Annotated in this window: 17 protein-coding genes, 2 tRNA genes and 1 pseudogene; all 20 read left to right on the top strand. The window is 60.1% G+C overall.

Going from position 1 to position 18,074, the window contains the following annotated elements; all coding sequences use genetic code 11:
* The first annotated feature begins 58 nt into the window (after positions 1 to 58).
* Positions 59 to 847 carry a ribonuclease HII gene (locus COLINT_RS02275; RefSeq protein WP_006722709.1) on the top strand — a complete coding sequence of 263 codons (789 nt, stop codon included), beginning with the start codon at positions 59 to 61 and terminating at the stop codon, positions 845 to 847.
* A 159-nt stretch (positions 848 to 1,006) separates the two neighbouring features.
* Entirely contained in the window at positions 1,007 to 1,483 is a 477-nt protein-coding gene (locus tag COLINT_RS02270) for a YraN family protein (RefSeq protein WP_006722708.1), read from the top strand.
* On the top strand, positions 1,483 to 3,015 hold the full coding sequence (locus COLINT_RS02265) for a YifB family Mg chelatase-like AAA ATPase (RefSeq protein WP_006722707.1): 1,533 nt from the start codon (positions 1,483 to 1,485) through the stop codon (positions 3,013 to 3,015). Before COLINT_RS02270 ends, COLINT_RS02265 begins: the two co-directional genes overlap by 1 nt.
* Positions 2,999 to 3,925 carry a DNA-processing protein DprA gene (locus COLINT_RS02260; protein ID WP_006722706.1) on the top strand — a complete coding sequence of 309 codons (927 nt, stop codon included), beginning with the start codon at positions 2,999 to 3,001 and terminating at the stop codon, positions 3,923 to 3,925. The genes COLINT_RS02265 and COLINT_RS02260 overlap by 17 nt, the downstream gene beginning before the upstream one ends.
* A 27-nt stretch (positions 3,926 to 3,952) precedes the next feature.
* Entirely contained in the window at positions 3,953 to 5,293 is a 1,341-nt protein-coding gene (gene trmFO / locus COLINT_RS02255; RefSeq protein WP_039910266.1) for a methylenetetrahydrofolate--tRNA-(uracil(54)-C(5))-methyltransferase (FADH(2)-oxidizing) TrmFO, read from the top strand.
* A pseudogene (locus COLINT_RS08760) lies at positions 5,294 to 5,560 on the top strand (site-specific integrase); the annotation flags it as partial.
* Between the two features lie 84 nt (positions 5,561 to 5,644).
* The gene (locus COLINT_RS08755) at positions 5,645 to 6,220 is read left to right on the top strand and encodes a tyrosine-type recombinase/integrase (protein ID WP_233418359.1); all 576 of its coding nucleotides are present in this window, start codon (positions 5,645 to 5,647) and stop codon (positions 6,218 to 6,220) included.
* Between the two features lie 178 nt (positions 6,221 to 6,398).
* Positions 6,399 to 7,145 carry a 30S ribosomal protein S2 gene (gene rpsB, locus COLINT_RS02245; protein ID WP_039910265.1) on the top strand — a complete coding sequence of 249 codons (747 nt, stop codon included), beginning with the start codon at positions 6,399 to 6,401 and terminating at the stop codon, positions 7,143 to 7,145.
* Between the two features lie 43 nt (positions 7,146 to 7,188).
* Entirely contained in the window at positions 7,189 to 8,058 is an 870-nt protein-coding gene (gene tsf / locus COLINT_RS02240; protein WP_006722702.1) for a translation elongation factor Ts, read from the top strand.
* Between the two features lie 134 nt (positions 8,059 to 8,192).
* On the top strand, positions 8,193 to 8,915 hold the full coding sequence (gene pyrH, locus COLINT_RS02235; RefSeq protein ID WP_006722701.1) for a UMP kinase: 723 nt from the start codon (positions 8,193 to 8,195) through the stop codon (positions 8,913 to 8,915).
* A 3-nt stretch (positions 8,916 to 8,918) separates the two neighbouring features.
* Complete coding sequence (frr, locus tag COLINT_RS02230) at positions 8,919 to 9,452, top strand: ribosome recycling factor (protein ID WP_006722700.1); 534 nt, start codon at positions 8,919 to 8,921, stop codon at positions 9,450 to 9,452.
* Between the two features lie 2 nt (positions 9,453 to 9,454).
* Positions 9,455 to 10,240 carry an isoprenyl transferase gene (locus COLINT_RS02225; RefSeq protein WP_006722699.1) on the top strand — a complete coding sequence of 262 codons (786 nt, stop codon included), beginning with the start codon at positions 9,455 to 9,457 and terminating at the stop codon, positions 10,238 to 10,240.
* Positions 10,241 to 10,267: 27 nt separating this feature from the next.
* Positions 10,268 to 11,128 (top strand): phosphatidate cytidylyltransferase, encoded by an 861-nt coding sequence (locus COLINT_RS02220; RefSeq protein WP_233418314.1) that lies wholly within the window; start codon positions 10,268 to 10,270, stop codon positions 11,126 to 11,128.
* Positions 11,128 to 12,303: a 1-deoxy-D-xylulose-5-phosphate reductoisomerase gene (dxr, locus tag COLINT_RS02215; RefSeq protein ID WP_006722697.1), complete on the top strand. Its 1,176-nt coding sequence runs from the start codon at positions 11,128 to 11,130 to the stop codon at positions 12,301 to 12,303. Before COLINT_RS02220 ends, dxr begins: the two co-directional genes overlap by 1 nt.
* On the top strand, positions 12,303 to 13,760 hold the full coding sequence (locus tag COLINT_RS02210) for a M50 family metallopeptidase (protein WP_006722696.1): 1,458 nt from the start codon (positions 12,303 to 12,305) through the stop codon (positions 13,758 to 13,760). The genes dxr and COLINT_RS02210 overlap by 1 nt, the downstream gene beginning before the upstream one ends.
* A gap of 24 nt (positions 13,761 to 13,784) precedes the next feature.
* Complete coding sequence (ispG, locus tag COLINT_RS02205; RefSeq protein ID WP_039910263.1) at positions 13,785 to 14,846, top strand: flavodoxin-dependent (E)-4-hydroxy-3-methylbut-2-enyl-diphosphate synthase; 1,062 nt, start codon at positions 13,785 to 13,787, stop codon at positions 14,844 to 14,846.
* A 200-nt stretch (positions 14,847 to 15,046) separates the two neighbouring features.
* Positions 15,047 to 16,756, top strand: coding sequence for a proline--tRNA ligase (locus tag COLINT_RS02200; RefSeq protein WP_006722694.1), 1,710 nt, complete (start codon positions 15,047 to 15,049; stop codon positions 16,754 to 16,756).
* Positions 16,757 to 16,918: 162 nt separating this feature from the next.
* A tRNA-Ala gene (locus COLINT_RS02195) sits at positions 16,919 to 16,994 on the top strand.
* Between the two features lie 23 nt (positions 16,995 to 17,017).
* Positions 17,018 to 17,093: transfer RNA gene (locus tag COLINT_RS02190), tRNA-Ala, on the top strand.
* A 383-nt stretch (positions 17,094 to 17,476) separates the two neighbouring features.
* The gene (locus COLINT_RS02185; RefSeq protein WP_006722693.1) at positions 17,477 to 17,971 is read left to right on the top strand and encodes an RNA polymerase sigma factor; all 495 of its coding nucleotides are present in this window, start codon (positions 17,477 to 17,479) and stop codon (positions 17,969 to 17,971) included.
* Positions 17,972 to 18,074: the final 103 nt, after the last annotated feature.

The following is an 18,074-nucleotide window of genomic DNA, read 5'->3' as shown; positions in this document are numbered from 1 at the left end:
GGCGGCCCGTTTTCGTGTACATCGAAGGTGCGTCCAAGCGTTGAGAGGAAGAGCCGGTATGGCCAATATGACGAGTTCCGCGTCGGCAGCCCAGGTCGCCGCCGAGTTGAGCAGTGCGTCCATCGACCAGATCGAGGCTTTGGTCGATCGGTATTCCGAGGATCCGCGGGCGCAGGTTCAAAAGGCGTGCGAGCGCGCCTTGAAGCGGCTTTCAAAGGAGCGTGCGGAGCGCGAGCGCGTCGATGCGATGTACGAAACCATGGCACAGCTTGGCGGCGAGGGGGTCGTCGTCGGTGTCGATGAGGTCGGACGCGGGTCAGTTGCCGGCCCTCTGACCGTTTGCGCCGTAAGCCTTCCCTCCGAGCCGCGCATTTGGGGAATCAATGATTCCAAACAGTTGACTCCCGCAAAGCGAGAGATGCTCGCCGTTCGAATCGCGGAGGTTGCAACGGCTGTCGGCATCTGTCATATCGCTCCTTCCCGCATCGACGAGATCGGCATGGCCCGCGCCCTTCGTGAGGCGGTCGCCGGTGCCGTTGCCGACACGGGCCTGGAGCCCGACTGCGTGCTCATGGACGGCAATCCGTTGGGTGCCGTTCCCAATGAGCGCGATGTTGTGAAGGGTGACGCCAAGGTCGCCTGCATTGCCGCTGCCTCCATCGTCGCCAAGGTGACTCGTGACGAGCTTATGGTTGAGCTCGATACGGAATATCCCGAGTACCATCTCGCTCAATCGAAAGGCTATGCCTCGGCCGAACACATCCAGGCAATCAAGGATCACGGTCTGTCTCCCGTCCATCGCGTGAGCTTTTGCGGTAATTTCCTGGAGACCGCCCGTCTTTTTTAACGTTTTCCATCCCCTCTCGACCAAACCACCGCACGGTCTCTCGTGTTTTCTCTTTTGGGCAGATTGGTTCCAAAGTGCTTTGGAATCGCGTTCGTATTGCCCTGAGGCCATTCAAAAGCTCGGGTCCATACTTCGACTCACCCGATGTGAGGAGGCGCTATGGGAACGAACAGGCAAAGGGATCTCGCGCGAGAACTGGTCGACCGCATGCTTTCGGGCGATGATATCGTGTTTGGACATCAGGATGCCGATGGCATGTCGAACAAGCTCCTGGGGTCCCTGGGTGAAGAGCTCGCTGCGCGATATCTTGAGCAACGAGGCTATGACATCATCGATCGGAATTATCGTTGCCCTGAGGGGGAGGCCGATCTTGTCGCCTATGATCAGGATGACGACGGAGTCGTGTTGGTTGAGGTTAAGACGAGACGTTCACGTTCTGAGCGAGGCGGCGCGTATCCCGAAGAAGCGGTTACCCCTGAGAAGCAGCGTAGGTATCGTCGGATCGCCCTGTGCTACGCGGCGGATCATTATCCGGTTCCATCCATCCGATTTGATGTCATAGGGGTGACCCTCAGGCCCGCCAACATCGGTGAGATAAGGCATCTATGCGGCGCGTTTGATTGGTCGGGTCGCTGATGCCCGGGTCTCGCAGGGTGTACGCCGTCCACGCTGCATGCATTCGCGGCGTGGAGGCGTTTCCCGTAACAGTGGAAGTATCCGCATCGGGCACGATTCCCGGTCTTACTATCGTTGGCATGGCCGACGCGGCGGTGCAGGAGGCGCGGGTTCGCATCCGCTGCGCCTTGCGTGCGAGCGATTTTGAGATTCCGCGATGTGCGTTAACGGTGAGCTTGGCGCCTGGAGACGTGAGGAAGACGGGTTCGGGATTTGACCTTCCCATTGCGGTGGCCATTCTGGCTTTAACCAATCAAATCCCAGTTTCCGGACTCGATGACTATCTTTTTGCGGGAGAACTCGGGCTCGATGGTTCGGTCAACGCCGTCAGTGGAGAAGTCGCATATCAGCTCCTCGCGCGGGACAACGCCCTTTCCTTCGCCGGCGGACAGGGCGGCACGCATGTTCCGGTTCAGGGCGTGGCCTGTGGCATCTTGTCTCATATCGGCCATTTGAGACTCGGTATCGATGCGGCGCTTGGTATGCCTGTTTCGACAGAGTCCCCTGCCGATCCTTTGGTTCCGCCACTAGATTACGGCGATGTGGTTGGGCAGGAGATCGCGAAGAGAGGGATTGCCGTTGCGGCCGCTGGCGGCCTCGGAATGCTCATGGTCGGGGCTCCCGGATCGGGTAAGACAATGCTCGCGAAGAGGATGACGACCATTCTGCCGCCCCTTGATGAGGATGAGCGCCAGGAGGCGCTATGTATCCACTCGGTATTGGGAGAGCCGGTAGATTCCTTGCTCCGGGGTGAGAGACCTTTTAGGAGCCCGCACCACTCGGTTTCCGTAGCCGGTTTGGTTGGCGGTGGCAGGCCCGTGCATCCGGGTGAGATCAGCTTGGCGCATGGCGGCGTTCTGTATCTGGATGAGCTCGGCGAGTTTCCCTCGACCTCGCTTCAGATGTTGCGGCAGCCAATTGAGGAGGGAAGTATCCGCGTTGTACGCGTCGATGGCACCTTCACGTTCCCCGCGCGGTTTCAGCTCATAGCCGCGAGCAATCCTTGTCCGTGTGGATACCTCGGCGATCGTGATATCGCTTGTCGTTGCTCGGATGCCGCAATCGAGCGATATCGGACGAAGCTCGGAGGTCCGCTCGCCGATCGAATCGACTTGATTGTGGACGTTGCACGACCGGATCCCGACCTGATTGTCCGGGGTGCGGAGGGGAAAACAAGCTCGGAATTGCTCGAAGACGTGATGCGAGGCCGAGAGTTCCGTTCGTGGAGGGTCGCCAGCCGAAGGGACGGCGATGGCCATGATGGGCTGACAAGTATCGATGCGGCTATCGCTTCGCAGGCTCTTAGCAACGAGGGAAAAACCGCCCTTCTAGAAATCGCGAGAAGAAAGCACCTGACTGGTCGCGGGATCGTACGACTTTCAAGGGTTGCCCGAGCCATTGCCGACATGGCCGAGTCGCAGACCATTGAGCCTGCCCATCTTATGGAGGCATCGCTGCTGCAAGGAAGGAGGGGAGATGGGGAAGCCTGCTGACGGTATCGAGCTTCATAGAGGTGATGAACGCTACCCAAAGACTGTCGAGGAGCTTGCAAATCCGCCACAGACCCTTTACGTGAGGGGTGATCCCAGCATTTTGGATGCACCGTCTCTGTCGATCATCGGCGCACGCAAATCAACTCCTTATGGTCGGGCCATCGCGGAGATGGCCGGTCGAATCGCAGCAGAGTCTGGGATCGTTGTGGTTTCGGGCGGGGCTCGAGGATGCGATCAGGCTGGAGGGATGGGCGCGCTGAATGCCGGCGGACGGCATGTCGTGGTTTTGGGTACGGGTGCAGACGTCGTGTATCCGTCGAGTGCCGGCCGATTGATCGATCGTTCATTGCTTCAGGGAGGATGTGTGCTGTCGCTCGAGCCGTGGGGTACGCAGCCCATGAAATGGGCCTTTCCCAAAAGGAACCAGGTGATAGCGGCTCTTTCCGGGGCGACGTTCGTTGCAGAGGCCGGCATGCCATCGGGCACGTTCAGCACCGCCGAGGCGGCGAATGCGCTGGGTCGCGAGCTATTGGCCGCCCCAGGTTCGATATTCTCCCCCGAGTCTCGGGGTGCGAATTACCTCATAGCCAACGGGGCGTGTTGCATTGCGGATGAGGAGGCCCTCGAGGTCGCCATTTCGAGAATATACGGGACTCTGCGGTTTTCTCGTCCCGATGCACGTGGGTTGGACGGTTTGGATACGAATGGTCGTCGCATGGTGGACATGCTGCTGGCCAATCCGATGCGCGTCGATGATCTTGCGTCCGCCCTTGGGGTCGATCCTCTTGCGTGCTTGCAGCTTATTGGAGACCTCGAGGTTCATGGCGTCGTTGAGCGATTGGTTGATGGAAGGTTGGCGCTGAGCGGCATTGCGCTTCACGCGCTTACGCGCTTGGGGCAGAATGGTTGAGATGCATTCGACGTAAGGGAGATGAATATGAGCTTTGAACGCGTGACGGTTATCGGCGGAGGTCTATCGGGCAGCGAGTGCGCCTGCCAGCTCGCCGATCGCGGCGTACCCGTTCGCCTGTATGAGATGCGGCCCGATCATTCTTCTCCTGCGCATCATACCGGCTCGCTTGCTGAGCTCGTTTGCTCTAATTCGTTCAAGTCGACTCGCGTGGACTCCGCCGCCGGGCTTCTCAAGGAGGAGCTCCGTAGGATGGGATCAGTTCTCATCGATTGCGCCGAGCGCGCTGCGGTCCCCGCTGGAGGGGCGCTCGCCGTCGATCGCGAGCGCTTCTCCGCCCTCGTTGAGGAAGAGGTGGCTCGCCGTTCCCTTATCGAGGTCATTCGCGAGGAGGTTGTGGATATCCCCGAGGGTCCCTGCGTCATCGCCGCGGGTCCGTTGTGCTCTCCCGCCCTTTCCGACAAGGTGCTCGAGCTCGTGGGCGGGGATGCCCTGTCATTCTTTGATGCCGCCGCTCCGATTGTCGATGCGACGACGATCGACAGGTCAATCGTGTTCACCCAGTCTCGCTATGACGAGCAAGGGGGCGGGGATTATCTCAATGCCCCCTTCACTAAGGATGAATACGACGCATTCATCGATGCGCTCGTTGGTGCCGAACGTGTTGTGTTGAAAGATTTCGAGCGCCGTGATTTGTTCCAGGCCTGTCAGCCGGCCGAGGAAGTTGCGCGAACCGGCCACGATGCCATCAGATTCGGCGCTATGAAGCCCGTGGGTTTGACGGATCCGCGTACGGGCAGGCGTCCTTGGGCCGCCGTTCAGCTGCGTTCTGAAAATGCGGAAGGCACCGCATACAATCTTGTTGGGTTCCAGACGAACCTCACGTTCGGCGAGCAAAAGCGGGTGTTCCGCATGATTCCCGGTCTGGAGAATGCCGAGTTCTTCCGTTACGGTGTCATGCACCGAAACACGTTCGTCGATGCACCGCGCGTGCTGGATGGGTCTTTTGCCGTTCCGGGAACTCGGGTTCGTCTTGCCGGTCAGATCACCGGCACTGAGGGTTATACCGAGGCGGTTGCGTCTGGCCTGTTCGCCGCGCTCAACACGTTTGCAGATTTGAGCTCCACCGACCGCGTGTCGCTTCCGCTCACGGGCGCCTTTGGTTCACTTGTCGCGTACGCGACCTCGAAGGATACGGTCGACTACCAGCCGATGCACGTCAACTTCGGTGTGGTTCCCCCGCTTGAGGACGGCAAACGCCGCAGCAAGCGTGATCGCTATGCCGCTTATTCGGCTCGCGCACTCGCTGATCTCGACGCTTACATCTCAACCCGACCGGATTTGTTCGGCGAGCGCGGGCGGGCTTAGGTGGCGCCCTCCAGTCTTCAAAGCGAGCTGCTTGCCCAGATTGATGATTTCATCGTATTCATCTCGTGCGTTGAAGGGCTGTCTCCCGAGACGGTCAGGGCCTACGGTCAGCATTTGGAAGCGTACGCCGATTGGTGCGAATCACACGCGGTCGATGGACTGGATCCTTCATCTCGGGACTTGAGATCTTATCTTGCCGAATTTCGTCGCGATGGCCGGGCTTCGACTACGGTCGCAGCACACCTTTCCGCGCTCCGATCGTTCTTTCGCTGGTTGGAATATTCGGGACATAGGGCGGGAGCGGTCCCTCTTGCGACGGTTGCCCCGAAGCAGCGTAGGGAACTTCCTCATGTGCTGACTGCTGAGGAGCTGGCGGCTTTGTTCGATGCCCCCGATCTTTCATGTCCTGTCGGCTTGAGGGATGCCGCCATGCTCGAGCTATTTATCGCCACAGGCGCTCGCATCTCCGAGCTTTCCAGGCTCGAGCTCGGTGATGTCTGCGTGGCTGAGAGACAAGTGTGCCTTCTGGGCAAAGGCTCCAAGGAGCGAATCGTCCCCCTATACGCGAGGGCGATCGAGGTTTACGAGAGGTATCTTGAAAACGGAAGGCCCAATCTGCTTCGGGCGCCCGCGCTCGGCGGCGACGCGTGCCGTGCGGTGTTCGTCTCAGACCGGGGAAGGGCGATGAACAGCGATGCGCTGCGATATCGTTTTGACGTATTAAAAAGAAAAGCCGGTATCTCATCTGACATAACGCCCCATGCGATGCGCCATACGTTTGCGACTGAATTGCTCGGCGGGGGAGCGGATCTTCGTAGCGTGCAGGAGCTCCTTGGGCATGCAAGTCTCTCTACGACCCAGATTTACACGCATTTGACGCCGGATCGACTTAAATCTGCTGTCGCGCGGGCGCATCCTCGTGGATAGAGTTTGTGGGCCCTTGGCAATGGCGGTCGGACCTGCTACCATGCATCAGGTTGCGAATACGCAACGTTCCATCACACACGCACGGCTACACGCCGGCCGCGGTGCTCGGGCTAAGGTAGCACAGGCTCGAGTGGTCGGAGTGGTCGACACCGTGCGAAAGAAAAACCGGGAGGTAAACATGGCTACCAAGATTAACATCCGTACCCTGCTCGAGGCTGGCTGCCACTTCGGTCACCAGACCCGTCGTTGGAACCCCAAGATGAAGCCGTTCATCTTCGGTGAGCGCAACAACATCTACATCCTCGACCTCAAGCAAACCATCGTCGAGGCCGACAAGGCTTACACCTTCCTGAAGGAGACCGCTGCCAAGGGTGGCAAGGTCCTCTTCGTCGGCACCAAGAAGCAGGCTCAGGAGGCCGTGAAGGCCGCCGCCGAGCGCGCCAACATGCCTTACATCAACCAGCGCTGGCTCGGCGGTATGCTCACCAACTTCGTGACCATCCGCTCCCGCATCAACCGCCTCGAGGAGCTCGAGGGCATGGTCGCCGACGGCTCCATGGCCCTGCGCGGCAAGAAGGAGCAGGCTGTCCTGGGTAAGGAGCTCGCCAAGCTGCAGGCCAACCTCGGTGGCGCCCGTGAGCTCAAGAGCACCCCGGCTGCTCTCTTCGTCATCGACACCAAGCGCGAGGAGAACGCCATCAAGGAGGCTAAGCGCCTCGGCATCCCGGTGGTCGCCCTCATCGACACCAACTCCGATCCCGACGTCGTCGACTACGGCATTCCCTGCAACGACGACGCCATCTCCGCGATCCAGCTCATGAGCGAGCTGTTCGCCGACGCTTGCCTCGCCGGTTCCGGCAAGGAGCAGATCTCCGAGGCCGAGATGGCCGCTGAGGCTCCTGCCACCGAGGCCGCTGCCGAGTAGGCAACCGTACCCCGTTAGGTAACTTCCTTCGAAAGGAACGAACATGGCTCAGATCACCGCCGCTATGGTCAAGGAGCTCCGCGAGATGACCGACTCTCCGATGATGGAGTGCAAGAAGGCTCTCGTTCAGGCTGAGGGCGATATGGACGCCGCTGTCGACATCCTCCGTAAGAACGGCCTCGCCGCTGCCGCCAAGAAGGCCGGTCGCGACACCAACGAGGGCGCTGTCGCCGCTTACATCTCCGAGGACGGCACCAAGGGCGCTCTCGCTGAGATCGCTTGCGAGACTGACTTCGTCGCCTCCAACCCCAAGTTCACTGGCTTTGCCGCTGAGGTCGCCAAGGTCGTTTGCGACAACGAGCCCGCTGATGTCGAGGCCCTCATGGCCTGCGACATGAACGGTGAGACTGTCGAGGCCGCCCTCACCGAGATGATTCACGTCATCGGTGAGAACATGAAGGTCTCTCGCACCACCGTTCGCAAGCCCGCCGCCGGTGGCGTTGCCTCTTACATCCACATGGGTGGCAAGATCGGCGTTCTCGTCGAGTTCTCCTTCGACAAGCCCGAGACCGCTACCGACGAGGCCTTCAAGGCCTTCGCTCATGACGTGGCCATGCAGGTCGCCGCTACCGCTCCTATCGCCGCTGTCCGCGAGGACGTGGCTCAGGACGTCATCGACCACGAGGTCGAGATCTACAAGGCTCAGGCTGCCGAGTCCGGCAAGCCCGAGGCCATCCAGGAGAAGATGGCCATTGGCCGTCTCGAGAAGTTCTTCAAGGGCATCGTCCTGAACGAGCAGGAGTTCATCAAGGATTCCAGCCTCACCATCAAGGCCTATGCCGAGAAAGTCTCCAAGGAGCTCGGTGACACCGTCAAGGTCGTCGCCTTCGATCGTCTGGTTTGCGGCGAGTAATTTCGCAATGAGCTAGTTTATGCAGGTCGTGGGAGCACTCCCGCGGCCTGCTTTTTCATGTGCCGCCAAGCGAAGGCGACGCGTGTTCTTCATCCCTGCTAGAATGGGAACAATTCCGTACTAAGGAGGCATCCTTGTCCGATTACCAGTACAAACGCGTTCTTCTCAAGATTTCCGGCGAGGCGCTGATGGGCAGCGCCGATTACGGCATCGATCCCGCTATCGTCGAGCGCATGGCCGCCCAGGTCAAGCAGCTGCATGACGAGGGCATTGAGGTCGCCGTCGTCGTCGGCGGCGGCAACATCTTCCGTGGTGTCGCAGGTTCCGCCAAGGGTATGGAGCGCGCCCAGGCCGACTACATGGGCATGCTCGCCACGGTCATGAACGCTCTCGCCCTGCAGGACGCCATCGAGCGCATCGACTGCCCCTGCCGCGTCATGAGCGGTATCCAGATGAACGAGGTCTGCGAACCCTACATCCGCCGTCGCGCGATGCGCAGCCTTGAGAAGGGCGACGTCGTCATCTTCGCCGCCGGTTCGGGTAACCCCTATTTCACCACCGATACTGCGGCCGCTCTGCGCGCCTGCGAGATCGGCGCGGACTGTCTGCTTAAGGCCACCAAGGTCGACGGCGTGTATGATATGGACCCCGTCAAGAACGAGGATGCCGTTCGATTCGACAGCATCAGCTATCATGAGGTGCTCGTTCGCGGCCTTCAGGTCATGGACGCCACCGCGACCGCCCTGTGCCAGGACAACCACATGCCGATTATCGTCCTCAACATCGATGGGGATGACAACATCAAGCGCGCGCTGGCGGGCGAGCCCGTCGGTACCGTCGTCATGGAAGAGGAGTAAGTCATGTCCGATATCCGCGAGAACATGGACAAGGCCATCGATAGCCTGAAGCACAACTTTGCCAAGGTCCGCACCGGCCGCGCTAACGCCAACGTGCTGTCCGATATCACGGTCGACTACTACGGCGTGGCCACCCCGATCACCCAAGTCGCCGCTATCAAGGTCCCCGAGGCCCACATGCTTGTCATCGAGCCCTGGGACAAGGCCCTCGTCAACGCGATCGTCAAGGCGGTCACCGCCTCCGATCTTGGCATTACCCCGAACTCCGACGGCATTGTCGTTCGCCTGCCTTTCCCGGCCCCCACGGAGGAGCGCCGTCGCGAGCTCGTCAAGGAGTGCCGCGATCTCGCTGAGCACGCCAAGATCGCCATTCGCAACATTCGTCGCGACGCTAATAACAAGCTCGAGCGCGATGAGGAGCTCACCGAGGACGACGTCCGTCGCGAGCAGGCGAAGGTCCAGAAGGCGACCGATGAATATGTCGCTCGTGTCGAGGAGCTTCTGAAGGCCAAAGAGGCCGAGGTCATGGAGATCTAGTCATGAACTATGACATCGAAAAGCTCAACGAGTTCTTCGCCGAGCATCCCGATGACATCTCGATCGCAGATATCGATATGGCGCGTATTCCGCGCCATATCTCCTGCATCATGGACGGCAACGGCCGATGGGCGACCTCCCGTGGTCTCGGTAGGGGAGAGGGCCATAAGGCCGGTATCGTGGCGCTGCAAGACGTCATCACCGCTTGCGTTCGTATGGGCGTTGACGTTTTGTCCGCTTACGCCTTTTCCACGGAGAATTGGAATCGCCCTCAGGCTGAGGTCGATCTGCTCATGTACCTCTTCGCCAAGACGTTCGTCGATGAGCTGCCTTTGCTCAAACGTGAGAACGTGCGCGTCGAGTTTCTCGGTGACATCTCTGCGCTCCCCAAGAAGACCCGCGACGTCTTTGAGCGCGGTCTTGCCGAGACGCGCGATCATACGGGCATGACGCTCGCCCTCGCCGTCAATTACGGCGGGCGGGCCGAGATCACCCGTGCCGTCAGGCATATCGCTGAGGCCGTTTCGACAGGCGATATTGCCGTCGAACAGATCGACGACGCCCTCGTTGCCGATCACCTCTATACGGCGGGTCTGCCTGATCCCGAGCTCGTCATCCGCACGTCGGGTGAGCTGCGTGTCTCGAACTACCTGTTGTGGCAGATCGCCTATTCCGAGTTTTATATCACCGATACGTATTGGCCCGATTTCGATCGATGGGGGCTTGTCCGCGCCATTGCCTCGTTCCAGGGCCGTGACCGCCGATTCGGCGGTCTTTCCCAGGCTTAAGGCCGGGGGAGTCTCAAGGAGTTCATCTTGGATTCTAAGGAAGCTACCTCTAAAGCTGCGGCGACCGAGAAATCCGGCGGTCGCCTTCATTCGTTTATGGTGCGAGCCGGGGCCGGCATCGTGTATGCGGCGCTATTCATCGGGTCTTTGTTGTTCGGTGTCGTACCCACTGCCGTTTTTACCTCGGTTATGTCGGTGCTTTGCTGCTATGAGTTTTATCGCATAATGCGACTGGACGGTAAGGTTCCCAATGAATTCGTGGGACTCGTCGCCTCGGTGCTTTTCCCGCTGTCCGTCCTGGTCGACCCCGTGTGGCTCACCGTCATCAACTTCCTGCTCGTGTTGCTCTTGGGCCTGTGGTATGTGAAGAACCCCCGCACGCGCATCGCCGATGTGGCGGTGACGGCTTTCGGCGCCATCTACACCGGCTACATGCTATCCGCCATCGTTTTGCTTCGCGAGGCCATTCCCGGCTGGGAGGGCGCGTTGCTGTCCATCGGCGTCTGTGCTTCCCTGTGGCTCTCAGATTCCTTTGCCTACATGGTCGGTAGTCGCTTTGGTAGGCACAAGATGGTTCCCAAGATCTCTCCCAAGAAAAGCTGGGAGGGTTTCTTCGGCGGTCTTTTTGGTTCCGTCGTCGTTTGGATCATCATCTGGTGGACGGGCCTGTATGAGATCAACCTCTGGTTCTCCATTCTCTGCGGCGTGGTGGTATCCATCATGGGCGTGTTCGGCGATCTGCTCGAGAGCCGTATCAAACGAGGTGTCGGTGTCAAGGATTCGGGCAATCTCATTCCCGGGCATGGCGGCATGCTCGATCGGTCCGACTCTTTGATCGTCGGAGTCATCACAGCCTATCTTATGCTTCACCTTGGGGGTGTCCTGTAATGTCTGTCGTCGACACCCCTTCACGTACGCGCATTGCCATCCTCGGCTGTACGGGCTCTATCGGCACGCAGGCGCTCGATGTTTGCAAGCAGCACTCCGACAAGCTTGAGGTCGTTGCGCTGAGCGCGCATTCGCGCACCGAGAATCTGGTTCATTTTGCACACGAGTTTGCTGTGCGACATGTGGCGGTTACGTCTGAGGCGCATCGTGGCGACGCGGTCCTCTCGGAGCTACCCTCCGCGTGCGAACTGCATATCGGCTCTCGTTGTGCCGAGGAGCTCGTCGAGCTCGAGGATGTAGACGTGGTCCTCGTCGCAATCGTGGGCGCCGCGGGCCTTTCTGCCAGCCATGCCGTTCTCAAGAGCGGCAAGCGACTGGCGCTTGCCAACAAGGAGTCCCTGGTCGTGGGTGGCGATTTGCTGTTGCCCATGGTCCAGCCGGGTCAGATGCTTCCCGTTGATTCGGAACACGGGGCCATTTTCCAATGCCTGCTCGGCGAGAATCCGCGCGAGGCGCATTGCATCTGGCTCACGTGTTCGGGCGGCCCGTTCTATGGGCGCGCTCTCGATGAACTTGCCGATGTTACTCGTCATGATGCCTTGGCCCATCCAACGTGGAACATGGGTGCGAAGATCACCATCGATTCCGCCACCCTCATGAACAAGGGTCTTGAACGCATCGAGGCCATGCATCTGTTCGGTATGGATATCGATCGCATCAAGGTGCTCATCCAGCGTGAGTCCAAGATTCATTCCATGGTCGAATTCGAGGACGGCTCGGTCATGGCGCATCTCGGTGCCTCCGATATGCGCATTCCCATCCAGTATGCGTTTTCGTATCCCGAGCGCTGGTCCACTCCCGCCCCGCGTGTCGATTTCCGCGAAATTGCGCAACTTACATTTGGTGCGCCGGATATGGAATCCTTCCGCTGCCTCAAGCTCGCCGAAATCGCCGGCAAGCAAGGGGGTACGCTTCCCTGCGTGCTTAACGCCGCTAACGAGGTCGCCGTCGACGCATTCTTGCATGACGCCTGCACGTTTACCGGCATCGCCGATGTCGTTGAGGCGTGCATGGACGAGCACGACTGTCAGAAGGTCGTTTCCTTCGAGCAGCTGGCCGATGTCGACGCATGGGCTCGTGAGCAGGCGCGAGGTATCATCTCGTCCCGTTTCTGATGAGTTTGGATTATATGGACGCTCTATTTGGAATTCTCGGCCCCATCTTTTGGGGCCTTCTGCTTCTGTCGGTCCTCGTGTTCGTGCACGAGGGTGGACATTTTCTCGCCGCGCGGGCGTGCGGCGTTCGCGTGCTCGAGTTTTTCCTCGGCATGCCCTGTCGTTTCAACATCCACCACGTTTCCAAGCGCATCGGCACGAAGTTCGGTGTGACCCCGATTCTTCTCGGCGGGTACGCTGAGATTTGTGGCATGGATCCGACCGAGGTCCCCTGCGCCCCGCAGGTCCTCGCTTGCATTCATCGCCATGGTACGGTCGAGCTCGAGATTGTTGCCGAGGAGCTTGGTCTGTCGTTGGATGACGTTCAGGATGCCTGCTCGCTGCTCTATGGCTGGGGCTCCATCATCCCCGTCGAGGTTGAGCTCGAGGATGTCGAGAAATACCACGGCGGCGACTTTCCGCAGGCGTTTGCCGCGGTCTCTCGCGATCGGTCCGGCAATACGGTTTATGACGGTCGCACGTTCGATCGCGAGCATGCCACTGACGAGGGCGATCCCTGGGTCCCTCCCATGACTGATGTCGAATTCTTCGAGCTTGAGCGTTCTCATACGTACATTGGCAAGGGATTTTGGAAGCGTGCCTTCATGCTGGTTGCGGGTATCGCCGTCAATATCCTGACTGGTTTTCTGCTCGTAATCGCGGTCTATTCCGCGCTCGGTGTCTCAACACCCATGGACCTCAACGTCCTAGGCGATATCGTCGTTGACTCTCCCGCTCAGCAAGCTGGTCTTCAGAAGGGCGACCGTGTGATTGCCGTCAATGGGGAGCAGGTCGCCTCTTGGATCGAAATGACTGATGCCTTGAACGCCACCGGCAAGAAGGACCCGGTCGAGCTTGAGCTGTGGCGTCCCAACAACCAGAGCGATGCGTTCGAGCATCTTCCCTCTGACGAGAATTCGGGAGACGATTCCTGGGCTCGCGAGAACGGCTCGTTCATGAGTGTCGAGGTGTCGTTCGACCCCGACGGGATGTTGGGAATCAACGCACCTGTAAAGGTGATTCGCCTCAACCCGTTGCAGTCTTGCCAGATCGCCATCGACAACATCGTCACTACTGCCCAGTCTGTCGCCAGCCTTCTCAATCCGCGTCACACGATGGAGGTGCTCGACAACTCAACGTCCGTCGTCGGCATTTCCGTGATGTCTGCTCAGGCAGCTGCGGCCGGTCCTGCTACGTTCCTCAACTGGGCGGCGCTCATCTCGTTCTCCCTTGGTTTCATGAACCTGCTGCCCATCCCGCCTCTCGACGGAGGCAAACTGTTGATCGAGGCGATCCAGGCCGTTATGCGTCGAAAAGTTCCGGTCAAAGTTCAGACGGTCATTTCCATGATCGGTATTGGTCTGTTCGGCTTGCTGTTCGTCTACATGTTGGGCTCGGATATCCTCCGCTTCTTCTAGCGGTGGCAATGAAAGGGGAGTGCCATGCAAGGTCTCGCTCGTGAGCGCACGCGTCGTGTGATGGTGGGTTCCGTGCCCTTAGGCGGCGGGTCTCCGGTCGTGGTGCAATCCATGACCTGCACCCCCACCGTGGATGCCGATGCAACGCTTGCCCAGGTCAACGCATTGGTTGACGCGGGATGCGATCTAGTTCGGGTCACCGTGCCCTCTAGGGAGGCACTGGGGCCCTTCGAGCGCATCTGTCGCGAGTCTCCCGTGCCGATCGTGGCTGACATTCATTTCGATTACCGCCTTGCAATCGGGGCTGTTCGGGCTGGAGCGGCCAAGCTGCGCATCAACCCTGGCAACATCGGTGACTGGGAGCGCGTCGACGCCGTGATCGATGCGGCTGGTGAGGCGGGTGCGGCCATTCGCATCGGCGTCAATGCCGGCTCGCTCGACAAGCGCATCGCTGAGCGTGACGGCCTGACGCAGCCGGAGAAGCTTGTTGCCTCGTCGCTCGAGTTTGTAGAGCATTTCGAGAAGCGTGGATTCGACGACATCGTGCTTTCTGCTAAGGCGCATAGCGTGCCCACCACGATCGAGACGTATCGCGCGCTTTCGCGCGAACTGCCCCATGTCCCGTTGCATCTCGGCGTGACTGAGGCGGGCACCGTACAGCAAGGTACGATCAAGAGCGCCGTGGGTCTTGGTGTGTTACTCGCCGAGGGCATCGGTGACACGATGCGCGTGAGCCTCACGGCCGATCCCGTTGAGGAGCCGCCTGTGTGCTGGGGGATCCTGCAATCGCTTGGTCTGCGCCGCCGCGGTCCGGAGCTCGTGAGCTGCCCCACGTGCGGCCGTACTCAGGTGGATCTCATCGGCCTGGCGGAAGAGGTAGGGGAGCGGTTGAAGGGTTGCTCCAAGCCTATCTCCGTCGCCGTCATGGGTTGCGTGGTCAACGGACCCGGAGAGGCGAGCGATGCCGACGTGGGCGTTGCCTGTGGGCGCGGTGTCGGCATGGTGTTTCGCCATGGCGAGGTTATCCGCAAGGTGCCCGAGGACCAGATCGTGGATGCGCTCATGGAGGAAATCGATAGGCTTTGATCAATCCCACCGCTCTGGTCCAGACATAATTCCTTCAGGCGTGGTTTGCCTTCGGCATCACAAAAACGCCTTGCGGAAATATGTCTGGACCGGAGCTGTGATTACTCTACAGCCAGACAAGATTTCCGCGCATTAGCTGGTATTATCGAAGCGTTTGACGCAATTGATATAAGGAGGTCGCTGTGTCTAAGACCCGAGCGATGAAGATGTCCAATCTGTATGCCCCCACGCTTAAAGAGGATCCCGCGGAGGCCGAGCTCGCGAGCCATCGCCTCATGTTGCGTGCGGGTATGATCCGCAAGCAGGCGGCGGGTCTTTACAGCTACCTGCCCCTCGCATGGCGTTCTCTGCGCAAGATCGAGGATATCGTCCGCGATGAGATGGACGCCGCCGGCGCCCAGGAGCTGCTCATGCCCATCATGGTCGATGCCCAGGTGTGGCGCGAGTCCGGTCGCTACAACGTGTACGGCCCCGAGCTCATGCGTATCTCCGATCGTCATGAGCGCGAGTTCGTTCTCGGCCCCACCCATGAGGAGACTGTCACCGACCTCATCAAGAACGAGCTCAAGAGCTACAAGCAGCTTCCCGTGAACCTGTACCAGATTCAGGACAAGTTCCGCGACGAGATGCGCCCCCGCTTTGGCCTCATGCGCGGTCGCGAGTTCATCATGAAGGACGGCTACTCCTTCAACGCCACGCAGGAGTCCCTGCAGGAGACCTATGACGATATGAAGCAGGCCTATGCGAACATCTGCGAGCGCTGCGGTCTCAAGGCGCTGCCCGTCGTGGCCGATTCCGGTCAGATCGGTGGCGACACCTCCGTCGAGTTCATGGCTCTCGCCGACGCCGGTGAGGCCGCGCTCGTGTACTGCGACGCTTGCGGTTACGCTGCGGACGACGAGGCCGCTTCCACCCAGGTCGCAGTTACTGAGGGTCCCGGCGACGGCACCCTGCAGAAGGTTCACACTCCCGGACTCACGACCATCAAGGAGGTCGCGGAGTTCTTTGAGTTCCCCGAGGACGGCACACGCAAGGCGCTCGCCCTCATCGACGTCGAGGGCAATCCGGTTGTCGCCATCGTCCCCGGCGATCATGAGCTCAACGATTGCAAGGCCGAGCATCTCTTTGGCGAGGGCTTCCACCTCATGACCGACGAGGAGCTTGAGCAGTATGGCCTGTGCAAGGGCTTTATCGGGCCGGTCAACCTGCCCGAGGGCATTCGCCTTGTCTGCGATGTCACCCTGCGCGATTCCAAGCAGTGGGCATGCGGTGCCAACGAGGTCGATTACCACTTTACCGGCGCCTGCCCCGGTCGCGATTTCGAGCCCGATGCATGGGAGGATCTCATCACGGTCGTTGCCGGCGACCCCTGCCCGCATTGCGGCGCCCCGCTCGCCGGTGCCCGTGGCATCGAGGTGTCCCAGGTCTTCCAGCTCGGCACCAAGTACTCCGAGGCCATGGGGGCGACCTTCGCCGATGAGAACGGCGAGGAGAAGCCTTTCCTGATGGGTTGCTACGGTGTTGGCGTTTCGCGCACTCTCGCCGCTTCCGTCGAGCAGCATCACGACGAGAACGGCATTATCTGGCCCGTGTCGATTGCCCCGTACGAGGTTTCCATCATGCCGCTCGATCCGACGATCCCGGAGTGCGCCGAGGTTTGCGACCGCCTGACTGCCGAGCTGTGCGAGGCGGGCATCGAGGTCATCGTCGATGATCGCGACATTCGTCCCGGCGTCAAGTTCGCCGACAACGACCTTATGGGCTTCCCGTACCAGATCGTGCTGGGCAAGCGCGGTCTCAAGAACGGCACGGTCGAGCTTAAGGATCGCGCTACGGGCGAGCGCGAGGACGTTGCGATCGATGAGGTTGCCTCCAAGGTCGCAGATCTTGTGATCTCGCAGCGCCGTTAGAGTTTGTCCTTCATGGGCGCACGTGCTCAAAGCATCGTGCGCCCATGTTGTTGTGCAGTATTTACCTGGGAGAACCTCCAATATCAGACTTCTTTTCAAAAAAAGTCTGAAAAAGTGCTTGCACAGCTTTCGAGGTTCCCGTATAGTACTTCTTCGTTGCAAGGGGGCGTAGCTCAGCTGGGAGAGCGCTTGACTGGCAGTCAAGAGGTCAGGGGTTCGATCCCCCTCGTCTCCACCACTTGCTTCTTTCTTTCTCTTCATGGGGGCGTAGCTCAGCTGGGAGAGCGCTTGACTGGCAGTCAAGAGGTCAGGGGTTCGATCCCCCTCGTCTCCACCATGAGATTTAAGGCCAGGGCTTTTGCCATGGCCTTTTTATTTTCGATTTTCAAGATTCTGTATATATCTTATTCCGAAATGCATGTCAGGATCCTTTGACTAGATTCGTGGAATCTGATCCGATTGTGTGCTTTTTGGGACCCTGCCCCCACCTGAGGGAGGTCCTTCATCAGCTCATCTAATAAACCGGGTGTCGCGTTATTCGCGGAACACGGTGTCTCGTTGCCCGGGGACTGCGACCTTCCGCAAATGGGACACCCCGCCGGGAATTCAGCCGAATGGGAGCTTAATATGTAGAAACCGTGTGCGGGCGCTCATCGGGGGCGCCCGCTCCGTTATCTATTGCGAGAGGGGGTGGTGCGCGTGGCGCACGAAAGTCGCGGGATGGAACCTGCAGGAGTCAGGCGGCTCGTCGAGGCCCATTATTCCGACGTCTACGCGTACTGCCGCAGGCACACCGAGTCGGTTGACGAGGCGGAGGACGCCGTTCAGGAGGTGTTCCTCAGGTTCGTTGGAGCATCCGGGCGCTATCGGGACGACGGCAGGCCGCTGGCCTACCTGCTCACGATCGCGCGCAACGTCTGCGCCGACTCGCACCGCCGTGGCGCGATGCGCGCCGACGAGCTGCCCTGCGACGAGGTCCTCGCCGACCCGTCGCCCGGGTCCGGCTCGGCCGACAGGCTGTCCGCCGTTCGTCGCGCGGTCCGGGCCCTGCCAAACGAGGCCCGCGAGATCGTGGAGCTCAAGTTCGACCAGGGGCTCACTGCGGTGGAGATCGCGCGCGTCACGGGCCTCAGCCGCTTCGCGGTGGCGCGCCGGATCGGCTCCGCCCTGTCGGACATCAGGGAGGCCCTGGCCTCCGAGGAAGGGGACGCATGATGGATCACATTCCTGACCGATCGCCGGAGCGGGAGCTCGCCCGCCTGTTCCGGGAGGAGCGCGAGGGCTGGGACCGGGAGGCGGGCCGCGCCCGTCTCGTCGA

The sequence above is a fragment of the Collinsella intestinalis DSM 13280 genome, assembly GCF_000156175.1.
GTDB classification, from domain to species: Bacteria; Actinomycetota; Coriobacteriia; order Coriobacteriales; family Coriobacteriaceae; genus Collinsella; species Collinsella intestinalis.
The sequence above is the reverse complement of the archived record's forward strand: the minus strand, read 5'-3'. Positions and strand labels throughout refer to the sequence as shown.